Source organism: Mesorhizobium sp. BR1-1-15 (genome assembly GCF_020165475.1).
Lineage (GTDB): Bacteria > Pseudomonadota > Alphaproteobacteria > Rhizobiales > Rhizobiaceae > Mesorhizobium.
In genome coordinates this window covers 1-21,426 of sequence record NZ_JAIUIF010000026.1, presented here as the reverse complement: position 1 = coordinate 21,426, position 21,426 = coordinate 1, and the positions used below count along the sequence as shown (strand labels likewise).

The following is a 21,426-nucleotide window of genomic DNA, read 5'->3' as shown; positions in this document are numbered from 1 at the left end:
CGACAGGCTTGTCCTGACTCTGCTTCGGCGCGAGCTCTTGGCTGGCTTGCGCTCGATGCGCTGCCGCGACCTTGCCTGGATCGTCGCCGGCGGTGCGGCTCTGCTTGCCTATGCCATCGCTGACATCGTTCTCGCTTTGCAGGCGGCATCCGCGACGCTGCGGCAGGAGCAGGCGCTGTGGCTGCTTGGTTTGCCGGGCGCGCTTCTCATTCTTGGCGGCTTCGCTGGCAACGCGCTCGCCAGGCTTTGCTTGTCGCGCGCCTTCGCGCCGTTCCTGAAGGCGTTGCCGCTCTCTCTTCGGGAGCGCCGGCGCATGGCGACGGTGGCGATATTTGCGATGGGCGTTCCGCTTGTCGTGGCCGTCATGGCGGCGGTCGGTCTTGGCTGCGCCGTCATCGCAAAACCGCTGGCGCCGGTCTGGGGTCTGGGCGCCGCGATCCTGTTTGTCGCCGGCCTGTGGGCGGCAGCCGGCTGGCGGCTGCGCGGCCGGGACACGATCAGCCTCGACGACAAGGCCAGCCCGCTGGGCGATGGGCGTAGGCGCCGTCCATGGCTCGGTGCTTTCGACCGTTCGGCACCAGCCTGGCTCTCCAGCTGGGCCTTGGGCCTGCCGGCTGGCCATGTGCGCGCGTCCTGGCGACTGGTGGGGGCGGCCGTCTTCTTCGGTTTCGTCGCGGCCCTTTCCGCAGCAATCAGCCTCGTTCATCACGACGCCGTGCCAGCGGCCATGGCGGGCCTGACCGGCGGCCTTCTCGTCTTCATGCTGAGCGCGCGCTTCCATCCGCTCGGCTCGCCGGTACTGCGCACGGCTCCAATCGGCTTTGTCAGGGCGTGGCTGCGGCTGGCGCGGCTGCCCCTGCAATTGTCGCTTGCCTTCTTTCTCATGCCGGCAGGTGCTGCCCTGGCGGCGGAGCCATCGGCTTGGACGATGCCGCTCGCCAGTGGCTTGTGGCTGCTGGCGCTGAACGGCGCCTATGCGGTGTTCGCCGCCTATTTCATGACGGCGCCGTTCGTCGCCGTGCTGAGCTTCCTCAGCGCCATCGCCTACACCAGCTACGAATCGCTCGAATATGGGCGCACGGTGCTGATTGGCTTTGCCGCCCTTGTCCTGTTCCTATGGCACCGGGCGCAACGGAGATACCGCCATGGATAGCAGCGCCGATCCCGTCGAGATACTCGCGGTTCGCGGGCTCAGCGCCGGCTATGGGGGCCGCGCGGTCGTCAGCGACATCGATCTGTCGATCGACCGAGGCGACATCCTTGGCCTGCTTGGCGCCAACGGCTCGGGCAAGTCCACCTTGCTCAGGGCGATCACCGGCCAGATTCCGCCACTTGGGGGGACCGTGGCGATCGACAGGATCGACCTTGCCGGCGCACCGGAACGTGCCAAATCCGGTTTCGGTCTTGCCATGCATCCATCCGATCTACCGGTGGCGCTGACCGGGCGGCAATATCTTGAGCTCGTCGCCTCGATCCGCGGCTGCGCCGAAGACGACTGGCCTGGCGTCAATGTCGCTGACCGGCTCGGGCTCAACCGCTGGCTCGACCGACCAATCGCCGAATATTCACTCGGTACGCGGGCCAAGATCGCCATTGCCGCGGCTCTCCTCGGGGCGCCGCCGCTGCTGATCCTGGACGAGTCCCTGAACGGCCTTGATCCGCTTGCCGCCTTCGAGGTCAAACGCGTCATCCTTGCATTGCCGGCGAGCCGCCGCCAAGCCGTCATCATCTCCACCCACGTGGTCGAAGCGGTTCCCGGCCTGTGCAGCCGCGCGGTGCTTCTGGCCGAGGGCAGCATTGCCCGAGAGTGGGACGCCCGGCAGTTGGCCGACGCCAGCCACGCACCCGGGACCTTTGAGCTCCACGTTATGCAGGCGCTGTCGGAACCCATGAGCTGGCGAAGGAGGTAACGCGGCATATTTTGCCGAGAGGGGATGGCTTTCGGGTGACGTCTGCTTTTGGGTAATGGCAAAGGCATCCCGAACTGCCGGAATTGGGCGCATTGCTGCCATTCGGTAGAAGATGAATGCGGTTCAGCGAATGGCTGGATCAGTTTCTTGAATCAATTTGGGCGAACCGCTTCGTAGCCCATTGACAAATAACCATCATCTTAGTCGCCGAGGGTCAGCATTTTCTAGAGCGGTGCCTCAGTTCTAACCACAAAGAAGGTAATCATGCATTGTGACGATAGCGTTATGAGCGCGGCCGCATTGGTCACGAAAGCGGGTCGACCGCTTCGCCATGATCTGGAGGGAAGCTGACCTTGCATCCAGCTCAGCGCGATGCGGCTTAAATCAGTGGCAAGTAACGGCTTTCGTTAGGTAAGGAAACGGACAACCCAACAGAGAATCGTCACGCTCCAGCAAGAACGCTTAGCCTGTCCAGAGCAGGTGCGAGCCCTTTCAGCGATACGGACAAAGCGACGTCCTTCTGGTCGGTGCTTCTGACCTTGATCTTCAGCACCGAACCCGCCCGCAATGCGGCTACTGTTCCTTCATCGAGGCTGAGCGGTACGATGCAGCCGGCCGGCAAGCAGGTGGAGAAGCGCAGCGCCTCAGGGGGCTGGCTGTCATCGATCTGCAATGTGGCGCCGGCGTCGAGCATAAGCCCAAACGGAAGCACGACATTGCCCGCGAGCGTGGCGTCGCTGTTTCGCCTAAGCTCAACAGCCAGGATCCGCTGTCCGTTCTGCTGCGTCTGTTGCTGGGAGACACCGCACGCTACCGTTGATGTGCTGCTTTGACAGGTCAGGCTCCAGTCCTGGTAGCTCTCCTGGAGCGAAGTCGCGCCGCCTGGCAGCTTTGAAGTCACCTCTTGAGACAAGGCCGCGGTGCCCATCACCATCAAGCTGAGTGTTGCTGCTGCACTGGCCAGCGGGAATTTCCACATGCGCAATTCGATGACCTTTCATTACTCAGCCGGCGCCTTGGCCGGCCGACACATTTGATAAGCCGACCTTATAGTGATCGGCCGAACCATCACTTCGGTCCGCCTACCACTTGACGCTGAAGCCGAGCTTGGCGCCGATGGAGCGGCTGTCGCCGAACTCTTTCAGGCTCGACTTGGCGAAGGCCTCGCCGAAGACGGTGTAGCGGTCTTCGTTCCAGCTCAGTGATCCACCGACACCCAGCCCGCCCCATAGCGGCTGGTCGTGCTCGTGCAGCGCGGTGCCGGAGACATCGACGTCGTTGCCGTCCAGGAAGTCATAGTAGAGATTGGCGATGCCGTAGAGATGCGATCGGCTTACCCTTCCCTGAGCTCCTGTCCAGGCATCCTCGTGGTCGAGCGACAGGCCGGCACGGCCGATGAGCGTCTGGCTGCTGTCGAGCGACACTGCCGCATCGAACGGATCGGTGAAGCCGTCGAAGCGGACTGAGGAATAAGAGAGTTGAGCCTGCGGCGTCAGTGTCCATTTGCCCTGGAGCGCGAACTTCTGGCCGGCTTCGATGCTCAGAGCATAACCGAACCCGTTATTGCCATTGGCAAGTTCGCTGCCCAGCGTGGCGGACTTCAGGTCGCTGTCATACCACGTCACCTGGGCCTGGGCGTCGGTGTAGAAACCGTTGTCGCCATACCAGGTCAGCGTGCCGCCGAAGCCATAGCCGGTGGCATCGATGGAGCCGGCCCCATAGATCGAGGAGATGTCCGACGAGGCTGTACCGTAGTGGAAAGAGACACCGCCAAGCAGGATGCCGGTGGCGTCCTCATAGAGCAGGCCGTCGACGCCTGACTCCAGTCTCCATGTCGTCACGTCATAGTCCGAGACGGTGGTGGCGCTCTCGGGGCTCTGCCGCGTGTGGGCGCCCTCGATGCGGGCCCAGATCGCGTTCTGTGTGGGAACGCTGCCGATCTCGTCGGCGCCCTGGGCGGCACCCACCCATGAACGGTTGCCGACGCGCTGCTGCAAAGTGCCCAGTTCGTTCAAGCTCTGCAGGACACCCGGATAGGCCTCATAGATTGGCACGGCCGGCGAATAGAGCGGTCCCTGTGGGCCGGTCGGGGTGGTCAACGCCGAGCGCAGATACCAGTCGCCGTCGCTCGGCGTGCTGACGCCATTCTTATAGAGCCGGTAGGCATAGGCGCCGCTGACCACGGCCTGGTCGCCTTGGAAGACATAGTCGCCGGCAAGCGAGAAGGTGCCGGCCGAGCTTCCGCCCACATCGATGATCTTGATGCCTTCCACCGTCTGCGCCCCTGCCCCGCCGACATTGGCGACCGCAAGAATGCCGGTGCCGGAGGTGTTGCCATGGATGACGACCTTGTCGGTGGTCGAGGCATCGCCATCGAGCGCTGCATTGAGGCTGCCCAGACCACGAGCCGCTCGAGATCGACTGACTCGGACCAATCTTACGCGCAGATATTCTGTTATCGCGGGATATCTACCATCAGGGTTTTCTGGTAATATACTTCTTGGCGGACCCCAACCCGCTAGGCCGGCGCCCTATTAAAAGCCGGGTTTACCCCCCCGCCCCCCCAAAAGGCGCCGGCCAACAGTTCTATATGGTACCTCTGTACTGGGTAGCCTCAATCCATAATGAGAGTGCAATAGCTGGCGACCGCCCCTTAACTTCCAAATCGCGACCTCGAAAGCCGCCAGCCGCGATCCATACTGTCTTTGAACGCTGATAGATTTTAATGCCCCGTGCGCTGGCCCAAGCGCACAGGTATTCAAAGTCTCGCTTCATGGTTTCTCCACACTAGCCAATCGGAACGCACATAACTGCGAGGGCGGAGGTATGTTCCATTGAGCAAGAGCAGCCCGCATTTGCCTGTTGGTTTGCGTTGCCACTCTCATTAGTTCTCTGGATCGATGTCATTGTCTTTTGCTCACCAAACATACTGCAAATAGAGGGCCCGCCAGCCACCGAGGCGGCTTGCGGGTCCTATCAGCACAGGAAGGGACGTAGCTGTGCCGATCCACAACATGTCAGCCAAGGAATATGCCGATCACCAAAAATGTGACGGCTGCGGCGAAAGTTGGCGCGAGCAACCAACGCGCTTGGCCAATGCTTTTATCCATCTGCTTTCTCCGAATTTGGAGAAGCAACTAGCCTAGCCCTAAGCCGTTCCGCCTAGTCTCAAGAGATAAGACCATTGCGTTTTGTGATCGGCCTTTGGTCTGGTCAGGATTCCGACTGAAGCCTGATCGAGGAACGTTCGGCCTGCCGACGTGTTCAGTTGCCTGGCGCACAGAAGACTTGTGCTGTCGCCGGAACAACAGGAGAAAAACCATGAGGATCCCCCTTACCAGCACCGCTGCCGCGCTATTGCTTTTGGCCGGCGTCGGCGCAGTTGCGGCACAGGATGTTGTCATCACACCGGAACAGGACACCGTCGTGCGCAAATACGTGAAGAAGCAACCGCTGGCTTCCGTGAACCTTCTCGGACTTGAGCTGAATGTCGGCACGGCTCTGCCGGACACGGTCGAGCTCCATGAGGTCCCCAATGTCAAATACCGGTATGTGGTGATCGACAACCGCACGGTTTTGGTGGACCCGGGCACCCGCAAGATCGTCAAAGTCTACGACTGAGACCTAGAACGAACCCGACCTCCGCCATAGCTGGCGGCGGGTTGGGTATGTCAAATCGCCATTCGGACAGTTGAGATAAACTCCTGAAGTCGAGACGTCGCAATCCCCTCGTGGCGCGCCTGGTGGATCTCTAGAACACGCGCTCAACTCGACTTGGCACAAGGTACTTACTTCCTGGTGATCCAATCCAGCAAGCCAATTTGGACCTCATCACACCCGGCGTACCCGAGTACCAGGGTCTTAGCCAGATCGCGCCATTGACACTCGGGCACGCTCGTTCCCAACACCAAATCTCTGAACGCTGCGCGGAGGACATCGGCATCGAACGCTGAGATAGTGAAGGGAGCCGGGTCTGCATCCGCCCAAGCTCGGGAGGTGTCATCGCCATGGCTTTGGCGCAGGCGTTTCAGAAGCTCTCGTGATGCCGCGAGCACGCGTCGGGAGTGATCAATATCGCGCCGAAATGCGGCGTTTGCTACCATGGAATGACGTCGCAACAAAAAGGTGGCTTCAATAGCCGCCCGCGCAATGTCTATATGGGTATCATGGGTATCGAGCATCGCTGCCTCCCTTAAGCAGCTATCGGGGCTGCACCTTCTTAGGTGCTGAGCTGCGAATCTCAGCGGTCAGCCGCTGCTCCCGGAGCCGAGCTGTCTTCGCATCCCGTGCCGCCCGCTCGACCTCGATCAGCTCGCGCGCAACATCCGAGGTACGCTCCTTTCTCTCGTGCCTTTCTTTGTCGGTGAACCGTTGCCTTCTCCGCATCGTTGTCCTGATCTAACGGTCCCGCAGTGTTGCCGCACAGAACGATTGTCGCCAGATGGGGTTCCACCCACACAGTAAAAAGCCCGCCACCTTCGGCAGCAAGTGTTTGGCCGCAAAAAGACGTAGGCGAAATGCGGGAGAGACGCCCTTAAACGCAAAACTGGGCAGGCGGTTAGTTTCCGTGACTTTGGCTAACGGCCCAGCGGCTGCCTCGAAAGCGAAAACAACTCGGCCTCGTCAACCACACCTGCCATGTAATTTGCAATGATCCGGGAGGCAATCGAGTCGCGCTCATCAGGCAATGGGTTGTCCGGCTTAAGCTCGTCGAAGACCCGCCCAAGCAGTGCCAACTCGGATTCGTCGAAAATACCGGCCTCGGCCGCCTTTCGTTGAATTGGCATGATTTTCTCCCGGAAGTCCAACCGCGAAAACATGCAGCAGGACCTCCGGTCGCGCAAGGGCTTCACGGGCCGCGATCCTGGCCGACATCAAAATGGCCGGCGCTGGGTTTTTAGAAACCGGGCTTCGCGCAGCAGCGAGTTCCAGTCTGTCCCGATGAGCTTGATCAGATCCAGTGCATCCACTTCGGGAATGCCGACCTCGTTTGCGAGCCGTCGGGCGAGCAATTGCTGATTCTCCCTCTCGTGCCCATCGCTATCCTTTTGCATCGGATCGATCCTCCTTCGCAACCAAACTAGCCAACTGGCCCTTCGTTTCTCGGAAAAGAAAAAGCTCGCCACTGAGAAGCAGTGGCGGGCTTCTGGGAGCTGGCCAACGGAGGACGATGCTGGCCCAGGGCAGCAACGTGGCCCCAAACCATTGGTTGCATCTAAGCGGAAAAAGCCTGCCACATCTCGGCAAGCGGGCGAGTCTGGGGGAACACATGCATTGTATGGGAACAGTGCAAGGGCCGAAGTTTCGCGGCGTTGGCGATAAACAAATTGAAAGCCTCCGATTAGGAGATAACCGGCAGGCCGCGCTACATGGCGGCGTGTATGCCGCCACGGCTGGGTCCACCGGCATCGGCACGACATGCGCGCGCGCCACGCCGTCGCGGAGCCATGTCGATCCGGTGGCGATGGCGATGTTCTGAAAGCCCAAGGCCAGTAAGTCCTGCGCCGACAATCGGCTTTCGAAATAGACGTCGACATTGGGCATCTGGCTGAGCTGATACTGGCCCACCCGGCCCCATGCCGAGAGGCTGGGCAAGCGGCATTCGCGCGCGACGAAGCCGCCGACTTCGGTGCCGGTCTCGGTAATCTGATAGCCGCGCAGGCCGAGCGGGCACGCGCCGATCGGCACGGACATGCCCGGCAAGCGTATTCAGCAACGGATGGACACCAACGGCGACGGCGTCATCTCGAAGGAGGTGGCGACCGCCCGCGAGCGCCTGTTCAGGAATCTCGACCGTAATGGCAACGGCGTCATGGAATGAAATAGAGAGCGCCCGCCACGCCATTAAGGACCGCGCCGAGACCGCGCAGGCGCGGCTCGGCAACCGCGGCATGCTGTGCGACAACCGTGGGCGCGCCTTCCAGGCGCTGGGTGACCTGCGCACCGCGCGCTAATTTGGCGACGGCGCAGTAGCCACGCCCTTCAACGAAGCCGCGGTGAACAACGCGATGACAGCGGTGCGCACCGTCACAACCAGCCTTCAGGCGACGATGCAGGACTGTCTCCTGTCAGCGCTGAGAAACGTCAGCGCAAAGCCCGCGCATGGGAGGCTGAGGGCGACGGCCCTACTGGCGGCACACTCGTCGCCGACCTATGTCGACATCCAACCGGTTTGCGAGGTCGATCGCGATGATAGAACAATGCGGCACGACAGGCTTGTCCTGACCCTACTCCGGCGCGAACTCTCGGCTGGCTTGCGCTCGACGCGCCGCCGCGATCTTGTTTGGATCGCCGCTGGAGGTGGTGCTCTGTTCGCCTACGCCGTTGCCGACATCGTCGTCGCATTGCAGGCGACATCCGCCACGCTTAGGCAGGCCCAGATGATGTGGACGGTCGGACTGCCGGCCGCACTTCTACTGCTTGGCACCTTCACCGGTAGCGCGCTCGCCAGGCTTTGCCTGTCGCGCGCCTTCGCGCCTTTTCTCAGGGCATTGCCACTTTCACTCGTAGAGCGCCGGCGCATGGCGGCGACGGCAGCGTGTGTGCCAGGCGTTCTCACTACCTTCATCGTCGCGGCGGCAGTGGGCCTTGGCTGTTTCGTCATCGCAAAACCTCTCGCACACGCCTGGGGTCTCGGCGCTGCGATCCTGTTTGGCGCGGGTTTGCACGGCAGCCGTCCTGCGCCTGCGCAGCGCTCGCGATCTGGTCAACACCGACACTGCCCATCCGGTGAGCGTTCGCGGCGGACGCAAGCCTTTGCTCGGCGCCTTCGATCGCTCGACGCCGACCTGGATCTCGAGCTGGGCCTGGGGTTTGCCCGCCGGCCACGTAACGCTTTCATGGCGGCTGGCGGGAGCAGCTGTCCTGTTCGGTCTGGGGGCGCCAACCTCCGCTTCCATTAGCTTGGTTCGCCATGACGCGGTGCCGGCGGCCATGGCCGGCCTGACCGGTGGCCTTCTCATATTCATGCTGAGCGCGCGGTTCCATCCGCTCGGCTCGCCAGTGTTGCGCACTGCCCCGCTCGGCTCCGCGAGGGTCTGGCTGCGCCTGACGCGGCTCCCGCTGCAACTGTCGGTCGGCTATTTTGTCCTGCCCGCCACCGCTGCCCTAGCGGCAGAGCCGTCGGCCTGGGCTATGCCGCTTGCCAGCGGTTTCTGGCTGCTGGCGCTGAACGGCGCCTATGCGGTGTTTGCGGCCTATTTCATGGCCGCGCCGTTCGTCGCCGCGCTGAGCTTCCTCGGGGCTATCGCCTACACCAGCTACGAGTCGCTCGAATATGGGCGCACGGTGCTGATTGGCTTTGCCGCCCTTGTCCTGTTCCTGTGGCACCGGGCGCAACGGAGATATCGCCATGGATAGCAGCGCCGATCCCGTCGAGATACTCGCGGTTCGCGGGCTCAGCGCCGGCTATGGGGGCCGCGCGGTCGTCAGCGACATCGATCTGTCGATCGACCGAGGCGACATCCTTGGCCTGCTTGGCGCCAACGGCTCGGGCAAGTCCACCTTGCTCAGGGCGATCACCGGCCAGATTCCGCCACTTGGGGGGACCGTGGCGATCGACGGGATCGACCTTGCCGGCGCACCGGAGCGCGCCAAGTTCGGCTTCGGCCTTGCCATGGATCCATCCGATCTACCAGTGGCGCTGACCGGGCGGCAATATCTTGAGCTCGTCGCCTCGATCCGCGGCTGCGCCGAAGACGACTGGCCTGGCGTCAATGTCGCCGACCGGCTCGGGCTCAACCGCTGGCTCGACCGACCAATCGCCGAATATTCACTCGGTACGCGGGCCAAGATCGCCATTGCCGCGGCTCTCCTCGGGGCGCCGCCGCTTCCTGGACGAGTCCCTGAACGGCCTTGATCCGCTTGCCGCCTTGGAGGTCAAACGCGTCGTCCTTGCATTGGCGGCGAGCCGCCGCCAAGCCGTCATCATCTCCACCCACCTGGTCGAAGCGGTTCCCGGCCTGTGCAGCCGCGCGGTGCTTCTGGCCGAGGGCAGCATTGCCCGAGAGTGGGACGCCCGGCAGTTGGCCGACGCCAGCCACGCACCCGGGACCTTTGAGCTCAACATCCTGCAGGTGCTGTCGGAACCCATGAGCTGGTGAAGCGGTAACCTCGGCCGCAGACATGGGGAAGTCGAGAGTGACGATCAACCGGCGGGGGTGCACCCTGAGCCTAGGCGATCGCCAGCGAGCTTTCGAGGTCTCTGGTCGATAGCAGCGTCGCCAACCGAAACGTGGGCCGCCGGCGTCAGCCTGGCACTCCCATCCCCCACCGACGAGCCGTTGGGAAAGGGTAACCGGTTGTCCTCCTCAGCGCCAGTCCCTCCCGCCGACGGCACCACTGCCAGATGGCCTCATCGTCACCCGCAGATGGAAGACGCTGGCCGGTCGCCAACGTCGTGGGGAGACCCCGCTCCCATCAAGGGCTATCTGCTCGACGGTTGAGAAGTCGTTGGCAGCTGATTAGTGGGAAATTTTGACGTCACTCTGCCGTTTTCACCAGCGACTCGGCCATGCCCCGCTCCGTGCTCGCCCGTGGGAGGGATGGGGCGGTGGTCGAAGCATAAGGGTCTGATGCTCTGTTTTCGGCATTGCGGCGATGAGGATGATGATAGTCCATGTCCAGACCACGACCGCGCAGCCACGGGCCGGAACAAATCTTGGCAAACGATGTTTGGCAGCCCGAACAATAGGTGGAGTTTGATGCTGCAGCAAATCGTATCAGGTCTCAGGCACATGCTTCGACCGCGGGCGCGTGAATCGCTGGCGGATCCGGTTGACGCCATCATTCGCCTTCTCAAGGAAGACCACCCATCGACCCGGAATCCTCCCGCGACCGCAATGCCCGAACGTCCGTATCAGATTCAGCGAAGACGTCGCCGCTACCGCGATCGCGGAGATCCACCCCAGGGCTGATTGCCTGCGGGTGTCGTCCGATCCGCGATCGAAGCGAGCACTTGTGTCCTCACTTACAGGCGTGGGGGACGGTTGACCGTCGCGGTGATAGCGCCTTTCCGGGCGCGCTGGGTCAAGCGACGTTTGAAAAAATCTGCTGATCCAGGTCGCACGTGGCCAGCCCATAGCGCCACCTGTGATTCGTTGCCTCGCGCCGGCTCTGATAGAACAGCGTCAGTTGCCGGCCCTCTATCATCACAGTCGAGTGCCCGTTCTCTCCCGGCTCGCCCGGATCCAGCACTGGGCCGACGGACACGTAAGGTCCTTCGACGCGATCGGCAATTGCGAAGAATACACGCTGGCGGCTGCCGCGCGGCCCCTCGGGCAGGAAGCAGGTTGCATTGAGCAGCACGCGTCCATCCGGCAACTCGACCAGTTGAGCGCCTTCGATGCCCCATTCATAGTCGGGATGCTCGCGTGCGTTGTGATGCGGAACGTCCAGGTGGTCCAGGATCTTGCCAACGCGCTTCCATGGTCCGAACCAGGAGTCGGACTGGCTGCGTGCGAGATAGACGTCGGGTTGCGGGACCCTGCTGAACTTCGGCATTCCCGAGTAGACGATGTAGCGCTTGCCGCCGATGACCGCCGGATGGGGATCGTAGATGCCATCTTCATCGGTGTCCGGCAGGGATAATATCGCCGACGTCAAAACAACCCAGTGGAAACCATCATTAGACACCGCATGCTCGCACCGCCCACCCGACTTCATGAATTCGGTCTGGATGAACATGTGGAAAACCCCGCCTTCGTGGATGACACCGGGCGCCGCCACACCCGAGCCGGTGATCGGCAAGGCGATCGGTTCATGCTCGGTCCAGGGGCCACGCGGATCCGGCGCTGTGGCGTGCAGTATCTTCCATTCCTCCCTCGTAACGGTGCCGCTCGATCCGAACATGTGCCAGAGCGTTCCGTCGAATACGGGACAAGGATCTTTCAGGTCGTCCACCTGCTGCGGGTGAAACAACGGAAAGACGTGCGTTTCGAAATTGATCTTCATGTCCACAAACCTCGACCGCCTCTCTCAGCTTCCGACACCCAGGTCCAAACAAACTGATTCGAGGCGTTCGTATTCTAGCAGCGTCGGCTAACACGTGTTGATTTTCCCGCCGGCCTTCAACAGCTGGATGCGTGGCAAAGCGCCACGTTAGGGCGCCGCCGTAGTCCCAATTCCAGCGGATCTCATGCCGCATTCCGACACCGCCTGCGAAGCAGTCGGGCGAGGCCGGCGATCGACCTACGCGGGTCAATTAATCCCGTTGGAACAACTTACTGAATCGCAAGTTAGATAGGACTGATGGGTATCAGATGGCAACGTGAAAAATTAACCTACGTTAATTTTCGCAGTTATAACTCGTATTAAAAGGGAAAATATATGGACATCGCGCTTTCAAAAACAAAAAAAAGCACATCACAGGCGTATAATTCAGTACTTATCTGCTTTTCACATCTCCGATGGAATTTTGTATTTCAAAGGCCACAGCACCTCCTGACCCTCGCCGCCCGGCAGCAACAGGTAATTTACTTCGAAGAACCAGCCTTCGAAGATGTCCGCGGTCCCTTCATGCGCGTGAACGACGTAGCTCCGGCAATCAGGGTTGTCACGCCGGTCGTCCCCATTGGAACATCAGCGACAAAGGTGGATGCGATCCAGCGAAGTTTCGTCAATGAACTCGTCGCGCCGGTTCCTCATGACCGGCTGATTGCCTGGTATTACACGCCAATGGCGCTGCGCTTCAGCAGCCATCTTCGCTGCAATGTGTGCATCTACGATTGCATGGACGAGTTGTCCGCCTTCCGCGACGCGCCGGCGGAATTGGCACAGATGGAAAAGGAGTTGTTCGGCCGCGCCGATCTGGTCTTCACGGGCGGGCAAAGCCTCTATGAGGCAAAGCGCAGTCAGCATCGTTCAATTTTTCCGTTCCCAAGCAGCATCGATGCTGCTCATTTCAGCAGGGCGAGAGGGGGTGGCGACGAACCGGCCGACCAGGCAGGCATCCCCCATCCAAGGGTCGGCTATTTCGGCGTGATAGATGAACGGCTCGACATCGCCCTTGTGGGCCAGACGGCTGCGGCAATGCCCGACATCCAGTTCGTCATGCTGGGGCCGGTGGTCAAGATCGATTCGGCGATCCTGCCACGGGCTGGCAATTTGCATTGGCTCGGTCCCAAGAACTATGCCGACCTGCCGAGCTATCTCCGTCATTGGGCAGGCGGATGGATGCCATTCGCACTCAATGAGGCAACGAGATACATCAGCCCAACCAAGACCCCCGAGTTTCTTGCGGCCGGACTGCCGGTGATCTCCACCGCCATCGTCGATGTCGTTCGCACCTACGGTGCGGCGGGTCTCGTCGAGATCGTCGACGCCGACGATATTGCGATCAAGCTTCGCTCCATTCTGGCCCGCCCCAAAGACCTGCAGGTGAGGGAAGTTGATGCCTACCTCGCCGACAAGTCGTGGGAACGTACTTGGGATGCCATGGCCTCACACATCCAGGGTGTCCAGGCGATGAAAACTGTCGTTCCGCTGCGCAGGAGAGCCTGACGATGTTCGACTGGCTGATCGTCGGAGCCGGCTTTGCCGGCAGCGTGCTTGCCGAGCGCATTGCATCGCAACGCCGCGAAAGTATCCTGCTCATAGACCGCAGAAATCATGTCGGCGGCAACGCCTATGACTGCTACGACGAAGCGGGACTCCTGATCCATCGCTATGGTCCCCACATCTTCCACACCAACGCGCAATCCATCGTCGACTATCTGTCGCAGTTCACGGCGTGGCGGCCCTACGAACATCGCGTCCTGTCTTCGGTGGACGGCAAACTGCTGCCCATCCCGATCAATCTCGACACAATCAATCGTCTTTACGGACTTGATCTCACCTCCGACCAACTGGAAGACTTCTTCGCTTCGCGACGCGAAACGGTGGAGGAGGTCCGAACCGCCGAAGACGTGGTGGTCAGCACCGTGGGCAGGGAACTCTACGAAAAATTCTTCCGCGGTTATACCCGTAAACAATGGGGCGTGGATCCGTCTCAACTGAGCAAGTCCGTAACGGCACGGGTGCCGACCCGCACCACCCGCGACGACCGCTATTTTGGCGACACGTTCCAGAACATGCCCGCCGGTGGCTATACGCGGATGTTCGAGCGGATGCTGGACAGGCCTGAAATCAAGGTGATGCTGCAGACCGACTATGGCGAGATACGCGAGAAGATCGGCTTTCGGCAGCTGATCTATACCGGGCCGATTGACGAATATTTTGATTGGAGGCTCGGCCGTCTGCCTTACCGTTCCTTGCGGTTCGACCATGTGACAGTGGATTGCGAACAATTCCAGCCAGTGGCGGTGGTGAACTATCCGCAGACGGAAAACTACACCCGCGTCACGGAGTATAAGCATCTGACAGGCCAACGGCATCCGAAAACCAGCCTCACCTACGAATACCCGACCGATATAGGCGATCCCTATTACCCTGTTCCGAGAGCCGAGAACGAGGAGCTGTACAAACGCTACGAGGCAATGGCGGACGCCTGCCCAAACGTCTGGTTCGTTGGACGGCTAGCGACCTACCGTTATTACAACATGGATCAAGTGGTGGGTCAGGCCTTGGCCACATTCGCGAGGATACAAAAGACCCTGCCGGCCTCGGCTTCTTTGGAGGCGCCGACATTTGCTGTGCTCGCGCCGTAACCATTTGCCGGACGAAGCCGAACGCGATGCCGTTCTACCCGACAGGCCCATGCTGCACGCGTGATGGCCGGGCTTACGCGAACAGAAGGCGCTGGCGCGCCAGCTCGTCCGCAACTGGCTGCCGGATGCTGCGCGAACCATCCGCGTGCACGGTAGAAAACAAGCCGACTTCGGCGTGGCGGGAATTGTCCCAACCCGGATAGGCTGTCACGGGATAAATGCAAATGCCTTGGATGGGGACGCCCAGCTTCATCGCGGCGCGGACCTCATCGCAGACATAATGCAGCCATGCTGGCCCGGCGGATCCTTCGGACCCGGTTTCAGCAATGAACATCGGCTTGCGGAACCTGTGAGCGACCTCGAGCAACATCTCGGACAGCGCCCGATATTCATGGTGGCCCATGGGAATGGTCGGACCGTTTAGATACCACTGGTTGTGAGGATAAAAGTTCAGGCCAATCACGTCGACAAGATCTTGGCTGCCGCCCAGTTCAGGCTCGACCTGTCCCATCAGCATCTCATACGCCTCGAACTGACCTCGCCGGGCGTTCTGCGCGCGTTGCCGTTCCGCTCGGCTGCCGTCGCGAGGCGCGATATGGATCAGCGGCTCAGCCCAGACGAATCGACAGTCGGGGTCGGCCTGTCGCATTGCACGGATGCCCGCGACCGCTGCCTTAACGAGATGCCGTTTGAACCATCCGCGCTTCTTTGGGCCGACACGCGGGAAGTAGCCGACTTCGACGGCCCAGGCAAAGAACGAGATTTCGTTGATTGGACAAAGCAGCGGAGAGGTGCCCGTGAAGGAGCGATGGAACCGCACGGCCTCCGCGGCAAAAGCGGCGTAGGCGTCGATGAATTCCTGCGATCCCTGATCGATGTGATCGGGCGATCCGTAATGAAAAACATCCCAGATCACCTGCACGCCAACGGCACGAGCCGCTTCGATCATGGCCGCCCAACTCGACCAGTCATAGATGCCCGGCGCCGTTTCGATCAGGTGCCAGCGCAACCCGTCTCGGATCGTTCGAAGCCCGAGCTCGGCACAGCTCCGGTAGTCCGCCAAGGCATGGATGTTGTGCGAGGTAGCGCGAACAAGATCGAGCCGGACACCGTCGTTCCGCCTGTGGGAGGAACATTCAAAGCCGGCCATGAAGAAGCTTTCGAAGGTTCGGCCGACCGCTCGGTGTTGACCACCGTCTACCACATCCTGGACCGGGCCGGATCGTTCGGTGGGGGCCGGCCTGGCCATCATGCTCTCTCGCGGGTCTGGCGATTTGCCCGTAGCTCGTTGCAGTTCACGGTGCTACGCGATTCGTCGACAGGATCGGCTTCAGGATGCCGACTGGCGCGAGCCTCTGCTTGGCTTCTGTCCTGCTCGTCCATGCCGCGCTTGGCTGTGTGCGGCCAGGCTAGCCTACCCGAGTGTGCCGGCTCCTTGATTGTCATTGATGCATTTCTCCGCTGGCGATCGGCGCCGGAGCTAAACCGCGAGCACAATGCTTTGTTCCGGCTGCGCCCGTTACGAACCCCATGCGGATGATTGTTCCCCGGCGCGTCGCAAACCCCCACGGCGGGTCACCGCCTGCACGAGAATGGAACCGGCGACCGTCCCGGTAGTTGGGATGATTATCGGTCGGAGGTTTGTCCATGCTTTCCCCCATCGAGGAGCTCGCGCGTTCCGTCAGGGAGCGGCGCGCGATCCTGTTCGTTGGGGCTGGCGTGTCAATGAGTGTCGGCCTGCCCTCCTGGCGTAAGCTCATCGATCATCTGGTCGAGGACCTGGGCATCGATGATGGCATCATCGCGCCGTCGGACGTCAGCTACCAGACCCTGGCGGAGTTCTACCGGTTGAAGCGGGGCACCATCGGACCGCTGCGAAGCTGGATGGATCGGAACTGGAGTGTCTCGCATGAGAAAGTGAGACGTTCGGAGATCCACCGCCTGATCGTGGCACTGGACTTCCCGATCATCTACACGACCAACTACGATCGCAACCTCGAGGTCGCCTTCGAAGTCCATAGCCGCGACTACGTGAAGGTGGCAAACGCAAAAGACATCGCCAAAGCCAGCAACGGGGTCACCCAGATCGTCAAATACCACGGCGACTTCGACGACGACTCCTCCCTCATTCTGGCCGAGACCGACTATTTCGACCGGCTGTCCTTCGATTCACCCTGGATGTGAAATTCCGCGCGGATGCATCGGGGCGGACGATCCTTTTCATCGGCTACAGCATGTCGGATATGAACATCCGCCTGCTTTTGCACCGCCTGTGGCAGACCTGGAGGCTGTCCGGCTATGAGACCGACCGCCCCAGATCGTTCGTATTCATGCCAAGCCCGAGCGTCGTCCAGGAGGCGGTGCTGGGTCGATGGGGCATCGAAATGTTGAGTGAAGAGGCGGCTCAGCCTGAACAAGCGCTAGCGGCGTTCCTGTCCAAGCTGCTTGACGCCATGAGGGGGGACGAACCGGGCACCAGGGCGGCCTTGAGGGCGGGGTGAAGGCGATCACCCCGCGGGTCGCTTCATGGTGGTCTTGCGCCAAACAACCGCGCCCTGCCGAAGCGGATTGCACACGTTTCGCGCACTCGCGTGCAACTCGACATGGTCAGGATAAATACTGTCGAACAGAAGGAACATCTGGTTCTGCGGTCGGTTGGGCGAGATCAATGGAGATAATATGAGATGTTTTACACCGACAAGAAATTGCAATTCCCTGTGCGCGTGGAAACGCCCAGCCCGATCTTCGCTCGCGCCTTGCAGCAGGCGATCGGGGGCGTCGAAGGCGAGATACGAGTTGCGCTGCAGTACTTCTTCCAGGCCTGGGGGGCGCGCGGCCCAAGCAAGTACCGGGACCTGCTGCTGAACACCGCCACTGAGGAACTCGCCCACATCGAGATGCTCGCGACGGCCGTGGCGTTGAATCTGGAAGGGGCGCCGCTGTCTTTGCAAGAAGACATTTCAGCCGATACGATCGGCGGCTCCGTGTTGAACGGCATGAACTTCCGCCACATCCTTTCCACCGGACTCGCGGCATTGCCGGAAAATTCAAACGGCGTGCCCTTCAATGCTTCACACGTCTACGCCAGCGGCAATCTCGCCGCCGACATGATCGCTAATGTCACGGCGGAAAGCAGTGGCAGAGTGCTTGCCACACGCCTCTACAATATGACCGACGATCCCGGCATGAAGGAGATGCTATCGTTCCTGATCGCCCGCGACACGATGCACCAGCAGCAATGGCTAGCAGCCATCGAGGATATGGGTGGGCTCGCGACCTCGCTGCCGGTTCCAAACTCCTTCCCCCAGGAACAGGAACTTCGCGACGTCAGCTATGCATTCGTCAACTGTTTCGTCGACGGCGTGCCGCCGCCCGAGGGCCGTTGGTCGAGCGGCAAATCCATTGACGGCAACGGAGAGTTCACGACCGTCCCGGGCCAGCCGATGGGTGAGGAACCCATGCTTGGCTCCCCCCGCGCGGACAGCGGAGCACAGAGCGAACAGATCGGTTCTGCCAAAGGCTCCAGTCGCGCCAGGGGGTCGGACGGCAACCGCGCTCGCGCCTAGTGACACCTTCCAGCTCGGGGCTGACGCCAACGCTTTCTCCCGTGCCGCCAATCCCGGGGGAAAGCACTCTATGGCGTCGCGCCTCTGCTCAGGGTGAAGTAGCCGTATTGGCGGAACTCACCTGCTGCCCATCACTTGGCCAGCGAACCATCGTCACCGTCAATCGAACAAATCGATGAGGGGACGCGTGATCATGAGCCAGAAGATGGCGAGCACGGCGGCGAAGGCTGGGAAGCCGAAGACAAACCACAACCGAAACAGCTTGTTGTATCGCTCCGGCGGCGGGTCGCCAGATGTGGCGGCGCGCGCCACCAGATTGCGCATCTCCATCTGCATCCAAACAACCGGCAGCCAGAACAGGCCGGTCACGATATAAAGCACAATCGACAGCACGATCCATCCTTCCCTCAGTGAATAGCCAGCCTGCCAGGCAAGGGCTACCCCGGTGATCGGCTGCGCGACGACGGCAGTCGCGGTAAAGAGGAAATCAGCGACAACCACGATGCGGGCAACTGCCGCGATCGTTGCGGCATTGCCGGTCCGGTGGGCAAGGAGCATGAAGAAGGCGATCCCCGCCCCTGTCCCAAGCAGCACGGCTGCGCCGATGACGTGCAGATATTTGATTACGAAATAAAGCATCAGCGCTCATCCAGGATCGCCAGGGCAACGAAGTGCAAGACGAGGATCGGCAGGATCTTCATCAGCGGGCCGAGTGACTCGTTCCAGAGATCCGGGCGCAGGATGGTGCCGGCGATGGCGTAGGACAGCGAGATCGCGATCGCACCCCAAAGACCCGGGCGGCTTGTCGGCCGGAAGGCAATTAGCGCGCCGACAGCCGCGTCGGCGATTGCACCGGCCACGACCGCGGCCTCGGCGTGGGGCGCCACCGCAGTGCCGATCAGCAGTTCGACGCCATTACGCCAGCCTGTCGTGAGCGAGATGATGCCGGTCATGATCCAGAAGAATGGCAGCACAACGAAGATCGCCGGCTTGATGAAATAGAGCCCGGCAAACCATCGCTCCTGGACCGTTGCCGGGTCGGCCGCAAGTGCTGATGCGAGGCTTGCCGGGTGAATGCCTGTCGTCGCGATCCAAGGCTGCGGATCACCGACAGCGCCTCGAGTGATTTCTTTTTGCGCATTGCTGCGGATCGGCGGTCGCCAGCCGAGCCATCCAGCCAGATCGCCCAGACGATAGAGGCCTCTCGCCGCCCAGCCAGGCACGGTGAATACGGTCGCCTTTTTCCATCCGAACCACTGGCGGTAACGACTGATGAGCTCTGTCATGGTGAGTGCCTCCGGCCCCGCAAGTTCCAGCGTCAAGCGAGTAGGACTCGCGGGCTGGAGGAAGAAAAGAACAGTGGAGACAATGTCATCGAGCTGAACGACTTGCAGGCGACCGGTATCAGGCATGGCGGGCAACAATGGTAGTGCGGCCAGCCCACGCAACAATGCGCTTGCGCCAAAGACGCCGCGCCCCAGCACCACCGAGGGACGCAGGATCACCCAGCCGATATCGAGCGCCATCAATGCCTTGTCGCCGGCCAGCTTGCTGGCGGAGAAGGCGGACGGGTGATCGCGGTCGACACCGATCGCCGAGAAGTGGATGACCGTCTTGATGCCGGCCCGTTCGCAGGCCCTGAAGAGAGCGGAAGCGGCGAAGGCATGGACCTCCTGAACCTTTTCCCGCGCGTTGTCCTGCAGAACGCCGGCGCAGTTCACGACGGCATCGACGCCTGAAAGAGGGGAAGACCAGTCCTCCGGTCGGACCGCCTTCGTCATATCCACGATGACGTCCGAATTCTTCGGAAAGCCCGCAGGTCGGGCGCGGCGGAGCACGCGCCGTACTTCGTGTCCCTCCGCTTCCAGGCGCGCGCATAGTGAGGCGCCTATCAAACCCGTAGCGCCGGTGACGAGGATCTTCATCCCTGGAGCCCGGCCTGCACCGGCGCTCGAGTCTGGGGTGCCCTGTTTGCCGGCCCGGAAAGAACCACGCCTTGTTTGTCGAAGCCGGATCCGCGGCAGGACCAGTACCATGTCCGGTCGACCGGGTTCCAACCGTCGATGCAGCCGGCAATCGAACCGTCTGCCGCCTCGCTGATAGCGAGTTGCTCGCCATCATGGTTGATCACCCGGCCGTCGCCTGGGTCGATCTCATCGATCTCAACAGCTTTGGTGCGACGTTCGGACAGGAGCTGTCTTTTGCTCGACGCCGGTTCCGCGGACATAGGCGCGGCCGCTGCTTGGTCAAGCGCCATCAATGGCCGGACATCCATGACGGACCTCCTCGGCGTGATCCAGTGCGGATATCTAGGCCGCCTTTTGCATCGCTCTCTCGTTCACACCGGCCTCCCCGAGTTGCGTCAGTGCTTCATCGGTCGCCTTCTCCTCCTTGAGCGACTGTTCGAGCAGCGGAACGGCGTTTTTCAGCCCAAGCAAACCGGCCCAGGTGATCAGCGTTCCATATCGGGCGATCTCATAATGCTCGACGGCTTGCGCGGCGGCCACGAGCCCGGCATCCAGGGCTGGAGCCTGTTGAAAGTCCTCCAGGATCTCCTGCCCTTCTTCTATGATGCCGTCGATTGCCGGGCAGGTCTTTCCCTGTGCCCGCTTGCCGAAGATCTCGAACACCTGCTGCAGGCGCTCGATCTGGCCTTCCGTCTCACCTCGATGCTTCTCAAAGGCAGCAATCACCTTTTCGGATTCAGCTCCCTTCGCCATCTTCTTCAAGGCGGAAAGGATTTTGCGCTCAGCGTAGTAGATATCCTTCAAGCCGTCGTGGAAGAGATCCTCAAGTCCCTTTGTCTGCGAAGCTTTCTTGGTTGCCATCCTCATCTCCTGCTTGAAAGCGCGCCGGGCGGCACCCCGTTCAAACGAGGCGGCTAGTTGTTTGTTCCGCCGTGTTTCAGCAGGCGGCCGGCACGCCGTCGGTTGCGAACAACCGGTATCGACGCACTGCCTAAACGCGCACACGATGGTGCTGTCTCGCCAATGCCGCATCCAGGCGCGCTATCACGGCGCCGATGCGACACTTCGATAACGCGAGCGACGAGTATCCGTTTGCGGGCACTTGCCTACCAAGAGGTTCTAAAGTTGCGAGTGTAGTCTGCTGGCCAGCCAGTCCGATACTTTTTCGATCAGGGGACGCGCTTCCCATTCGCTCAAACTGATCTGCCTGGATCGCGCAAGATCCTGGTTGAACAGGTCGATCTGCGTTTTGGCAAAATCCTGGCCGTAGACATTCAGCGTGGCTTCGTCGTTCAGCCGCAAAGAGCGCTCGTCCAGGTTGGCAGAGCCAAAGCTCGTC

General features: G+C 61.3%; 23 protein-coding genes and 2 pseudogenes. 12 read left to right on the top strand and 13 right to left on the bottom strand.

Going from position 1 to position 21,426, the window contains the following annotated elements; translation table 11 throughout:
- Positions 1-37: 37 nt before the first annotated feature.
- Together LB541_RS27495 and LB541_RS27490 are read left to right on the top strand one after the other, a co-directional pair.
- The gene (locus LB541_RS27495) at positions 38-1,153 is read left to right on the top strand and encodes a hypothetical protein (RefSeq protein WP_224620036.1); all 1,116 of its coding nucleotides are present in this window, start codon (positions 38-40) and stop codon (positions 1,151-1,153) included.
- The gene (locus tag LB541_RS27490; RefSeq protein ID WP_140672719.1) at positions 1,146-1,910 is read left to right on the top strand and encodes an ATP-binding cassette domain-containing protein; all 765 of its coding nucleotides are present in this window, start codon (positions 1,146-1,148) and stop codon (positions 1,908-1,910) included. Before LB541_RS27495 ends, LB541_RS27490 begins: the two co-directional genes overlap by 8 nt.
- 442 nt (positions 1,911-2,352) lie before the next feature.
- On the opposite strand, the gene LB541_RS27485 is transcribed toward LB541_RS27490, so the two are convergent.
- Together LB541_RS27485 and LB541_RS27480 are read right to left on the bottom strand one after the other, a co-directional pair.
- On the bottom strand, positions 2,353-2,889 hold the full coding sequence (locus LB541_RS27485; protein ID WP_140672720.1) for an invasion associated locus B family protein: 537 nt from the start codon (positions 2,887-2,889) through the stop codon (positions 2,353-2,355).
- A gap of 103 nt (positions 2,890-2,992) precedes the next feature.
- A complete protein-coding gene (locus tag LB541_RS27480; protein WP_318012641.1) occupies positions 2,993-4,345 on the bottom strand; it encodes an autotransporter outer membrane beta-barrel domain-containing protein in 1,353 nt (450 codons plus the stop codon).
- Between the two features lie 886 nt (positions 4,346-5,231).
- Here LB541_RS27480 and LB541_RS27475 point away from each other — a divergent pair.
- Positions 5,232-5,531, top strand: coding sequence for a DUF1236 domain-containing protein (locus LB541_RS27475; RefSeq protein WP_140515085.1), 300 nt, complete (start codon positions 5,232-5,234; stop codon positions 5,529-5,531).
- Between the two features lie 167 nt (positions 5,532-5,698).
- Here LB541_RS27475 and LB541_RS27470 read toward each other — a convergent pair whose 3' ends face one another.
- The 4 genes from LB541_RS27470 to LB541_RS27455 all read right to left on the bottom strand — a co-directional run bounded on the left by LB541_RS27470 (position 5,699) and on the right by LB541_RS27455 (position 7,604).
- Positions 5,699-6,091 carry a hypothetical protein gene (locus tag LB541_RS27470; RefSeq protein ID WP_140672732.1) on the bottom strand — a complete coding sequence of 131 codons (393 nt, stop codon included), beginning with the start codon at positions 6,089-6,091 and terminating at the stop codon, positions 5,699-5,701.
- Between the two features lie 396 nt (positions 6,092-6,487).
- The gene (locus LB541_RS27465; RefSeq protein WP_140518312.1) at positions 6,488-6,697 is read right to left on the bottom strand and encodes a hypothetical protein; all 210 of its coding nucleotides are present in this window, start codon (positions 6,695-6,697) and stop codon (positions 6,488-6,490) included.
- A gap of 87 nt (positions 6,698-6,784) precedes the next feature.
- Entirely contained in the window at positions 6,785-6,964 is a 180-nt protein-coding gene (locus LB541_RS27460; protein ID WP_140518313.1) for a hypothetical protein, read from the bottom strand.
- The gene (locus LB541_RS27455) at positions 6,951-7,604 is read right to left on the bottom strand and encodes a hypothetical protein (RefSeq protein WP_224620034.1); all 654 of its coding nucleotides are present in this window, start codon (positions 7,602-7,604) and stop codon (positions 6,951-6,953) included. Before LB541_RS27455 ends, LB541_RS27460 begins: the two co-directional genes overlap by 14 nt.
- Here LB541_RS27455 and LB541_RS27450 point away from each other — a divergent pair.
- The 5 genes from LB541_RS27450 (at position 7,603) to LB541_RS27430 (ending at position 10,012) form a co-directional block, all read left to right on the top strand.
- Positions 7,603-7,731 carry a hypothetical protein gene (locus LB541_RS27450; RefSeq protein ID WP_224620032.1) on the top strand — a complete coding sequence of 43 codons (129 nt, stop codon included), beginning with the start codon at positions 7,603-7,605 and terminating at the stop codon, positions 7,729-7,731. The two genes, LB541_RS27455 and LB541_RS27450, sit on opposite strands and share 2 nt — an antisense overlap.
- The gene (locus tag LB541_RS27445) at positions 7,709-7,864 is read left to right on the top strand and encodes a hypothetical protein (protein WP_224620030.1); all 156 of its coding nucleotides are present in this window, start codon (positions 7,709-7,711) and stop codon (positions 7,862-7,864) included. The genes LB541_RS27450 and LB541_RS27445 overlap by 23 nt, the downstream gene beginning before the upstream one ends.
- 697 nt (positions 7,865-8,561) lie before the next feature.
- The gene (locus LB541_RS27440; protein ID WP_224620029.1) at positions 8,562-9,269 is read left to right on the top strand and encodes a hypothetical protein; all 708 of its coding nucleotides are present in this window, start codon (positions 8,562-8,564) and stop codon (positions 9,267-9,269) included.
- Positions 9,262-9,768 carry an ATP-binding cassette domain-containing protein gene (locus LB541_RS27435; RefSeq protein WP_224620027.1) on the top strand — a complete coding sequence of 169 codons (507 nt, stop codon included), beginning with the start codon at positions 9,262-9,264 and terminating at the stop codon, positions 9,766-9,768. Before LB541_RS27440 ends, LB541_RS27435 begins: the two co-directional genes overlap by 8 nt.
- Positions 9,710-10,012: a hypothetical protein gene (locus tag LB541_RS27430; protein ID WP_224620045.1), complete on the top strand. Its 303-nt coding sequence runs from the start codon at positions 9,710-9,712 to the stop codon at positions 10,010-10,012. The genes LB541_RS27435 and LB541_RS27430 overlap by 59 nt, the downstream gene beginning before the upstream one ends.
- A 925-nt stretch (positions 10,013-10,937) precedes the next feature.
- Here the strand turns inward: LB541_RS27430 and LB541_RS27425 are convergent.
- Positions 10,938-11,861: a hypothetical protein gene (locus LB541_RS27425; RefSeq protein ID WP_224620024.1), complete on the bottom strand. Its 924-nt coding sequence runs from the start codon at positions 11,859-11,861 to the stop codon at positions 10,938-10,940.
- Positions 11,862-12,236: 375 nt separating this feature from the next.
- Between LB541_RS27425 and LB541_RS27420 the strand changes: the two genes are divergently transcribed.
- Both LB541_RS27420 and glf read left to right on the top strand, forming a co-directional pair.
- On the top strand, positions 12,237-13,409 hold the full coding sequence (locus LB541_RS27420) for a glycosyltransferase family 1 protein (protein WP_140819217.1): 1,173 nt from the start codon (positions 12,237-12,239) through the stop codon (positions 13,407-13,409).
- Between the two features lie 2 nt (positions 13,410-13,411).
- Positions 13,412-14,554, top strand: coding sequence for a UDP-galactopyranose mutase (glf, locus tag LB541_RS27415; RefSeq protein ID WP_140819190.1), 1,143 nt, complete (start codon positions 13,412-13,414; stop codon positions 14,552-14,554).
- A 73-nt stretch (positions 14,555-14,627) separates the two neighbouring features.
- Here glf and LB541_RS27410 read toward each other — a convergent pair whose 3' ends face one another.
- Positions 14,628-15,806: a beta-glucosidase gene (locus tag LB541_RS27410; protein WP_224620022.1), complete on the bottom strand. Its 1,179-nt coding sequence runs from the start codon at positions 15,804-15,806 to the stop codon at positions 14,628-14,630.
- Positions 15,807-16,201: 395 nt separating this feature from the next.
- Here LB541_RS27410 and LB541_RS27405 point away from each other — a divergent pair.
- Positions 16,202-17,055 (top strand): annotated as a pseudogene (locus LB541_RS27405) (SIR2 family NAD-dependent protein deacylase).
- 183 nt (positions 17,056-17,238) lie between these two features.
- Positions 17,239-18,120 (top strand): manganese catalase family protein, encoded by an 882-nt coding sequence (locus tag LB541_RS27400; RefSeq protein ID WP_140880283.1) that lies wholly within the window; start codon positions 17,239-17,241, stop codon positions 18,118-18,120.
- A 159-nt stretch (positions 18,121-18,279) separates the two neighbouring features.
- Here the strand turns inward: LB541_RS27400 and LB541_RS27395 are convergent, their stop codons facing one another.
- The 5 genes and pseudogenes from LB541_RS27395 to LB541_RS27375 form a co-directional block, all read right to left on the bottom strand.
- Complete coding sequence (locus LB541_RS27395; protein ID WP_140819198.1) at positions 18,280-18,759, bottom strand: DUF2269 family protein; 480 nt, start codon at positions 18,757-18,759, stop codon at positions 18,280-18,282.
- Complete coding sequence (locus LB541_RS27390) at positions 18,759-20,045, bottom strand: SDR family oxidoreductase (RefSeq protein ID WP_224620020.1); 1,287 nt, start codon at positions 20,043-20,045, stop codon at positions 18,759-18,761. Before LB541_RS27390 ends, LB541_RS27395 begins: the two co-directional genes overlap by 1 nt.
- Entirely contained in the window at positions 20,042-20,380 is a 339-nt protein-coding gene (locus LB541_RS27385; protein ID WP_140880281.1) for a hypothetical protein, read from the bottom strand. Before LB541_RS27385 ends, LB541_RS27390 begins: the two co-directional genes overlap by 4 nt.
- A gap of 49 nt (positions 20,381-20,429) precedes the next feature.
- Positions 20,430-20,948: a ferritin-like domain-containing protein gene (locus LB541_RS27380; protein WP_140501426.1), complete on the bottom strand. Its 519-nt coding sequence runs from the start codon at positions 20,946-20,948 to the stop codon at positions 20,430-20,432.
- Between the two features lie 258 nt (positions 20,949-21,206).
- Positions 21,207-21,426: pseudogene (locus LB541_RS27375) on the bottom strand (cardiolipin synthase B); the annotation flags it as partial.

Bases quoted from the DNA above. Each gene is read 5' to 3' on its own strand.
- LB541_RS27445 (WP_224620030.1), top strand. From the start codon at position 7,709: ATGGCAACGGCGTCATGGAATGAAATAGAGAGCGCCCGCCACGCCATT.
- LB541_RS27460 (WP_140518313.1), bottom strand. From the start codon at position 6,964: ATGCAAAAGGATAGCGATGGGCACGAGAGGGAGAATCAGCAATTGCTC.
- LB541_RS27455 (WP_224620034.1), bottom strand. From the start codon at position 7,604: ATGTCCGTGCCGATCGGCGCGTGCCCGCTCGGCCTGCGCGGCTATCAG.
- LB541_RS27395 (WP_140819198.1), bottom strand. From the start codon at position 18,759: ATGCTTTATTTCGTAATCAAATATCTGCACGTCATCGGCGCAGCCGTG.
- LB541_RS27435 (WP_224620027.1), top strand. From the start codon at position 9,262: ATGGATAGCAGCGCCGATCCCGTCGAGATACTCGCGGTTCGCGGGCTC.
- LB541_RS27390 (WP_224620020.1), bottom strand. From the start codon at position 20,045: ATGAAGATCCTCGTCACCGGCGCTACGGGTTTGATAGGCGCCTCACTA.
- LB541_RS27380 (WP_140501426.1), bottom strand. From the start codon at position 20,948: ATGGCAACCAAGAAAGCTTCGCAGACAAAGGGACTTGAGGATCTCTTC.
- LB541_RS27420 (WP_140819217.1), top strand. From the start codon at position 12,237: ATGGACATCGCGCTTTCAAAAACAAAAAAAAGCACATCACAGGCGTAT.
- LB541_RS27465 (WP_140518312.1), bottom strand. From the start codon at position 6,697: ATGCCAATTCAACGAAAGGCGGCCGAGGCCGGTATTTTCGACGAATCC.
- LB541_RS27475 (WP_140515085.1), top strand. From the start codon at position 5,232: ATGAGGATCCCCCTTACCAGCACCGCTGCCGCGCTATTGCTTTTGGCC.
- LB541_RS27425 (WP_224620024.1), bottom strand. From the start codon at position 11,861: ATGAAGATCAATTTCGAAACGCACGTCTTTCCGTTGTTTCACCCGCAG.
- LB541_RS27490 (WP_140672719.1), top strand. From the start codon at position 1,146: ATGGATAGCAGCGCCGATCCCGTCGAGATACTCGCGGTTCGCGGGCTC.
- LB541_RS27450 (WP_224620032.1), top strand. From the start codon at position 7,603: ATGCCCGGCAAGCGTATTCAGCAACGGATGGACACCAACGGCGACGGC.
- LB541_RS27470 (WP_140672732.1), bottom strand. From the start codon at position 6,091: ATGCTCGATACCCATGATACCCATATAGACATTGCGCGGGCGGCTATT.
- LB541_RS27485 (WP_140672720.1), bottom strand. From the start codon at position 2,889: ATGTGGAAATTCCCGCTGGCCAGTGCAGCAGCAACACTCAGCTTGATG.
- LB541_RS27400 (WP_140880283.1), top strand. From the start codon at position 17,239: ATGTTTTACACCGACAAGAAATTGCAATTCCCTGTGCGCGTGGAAACG.
- LB541_RS27410 (WP_224620022.1), bottom strand. From the start codon at position 15,806: ATGATGGCCAGGCCGGCCCCCACCGAACGATCCGGCCCGGTCCAGGAT.
- glf (WP_140819190.1), top strand. From the start codon at position 13,412: ATGTTCGACTGGCTGATCGTCGGAGCCGGCTTTGCCGGCAGCGTGCTT.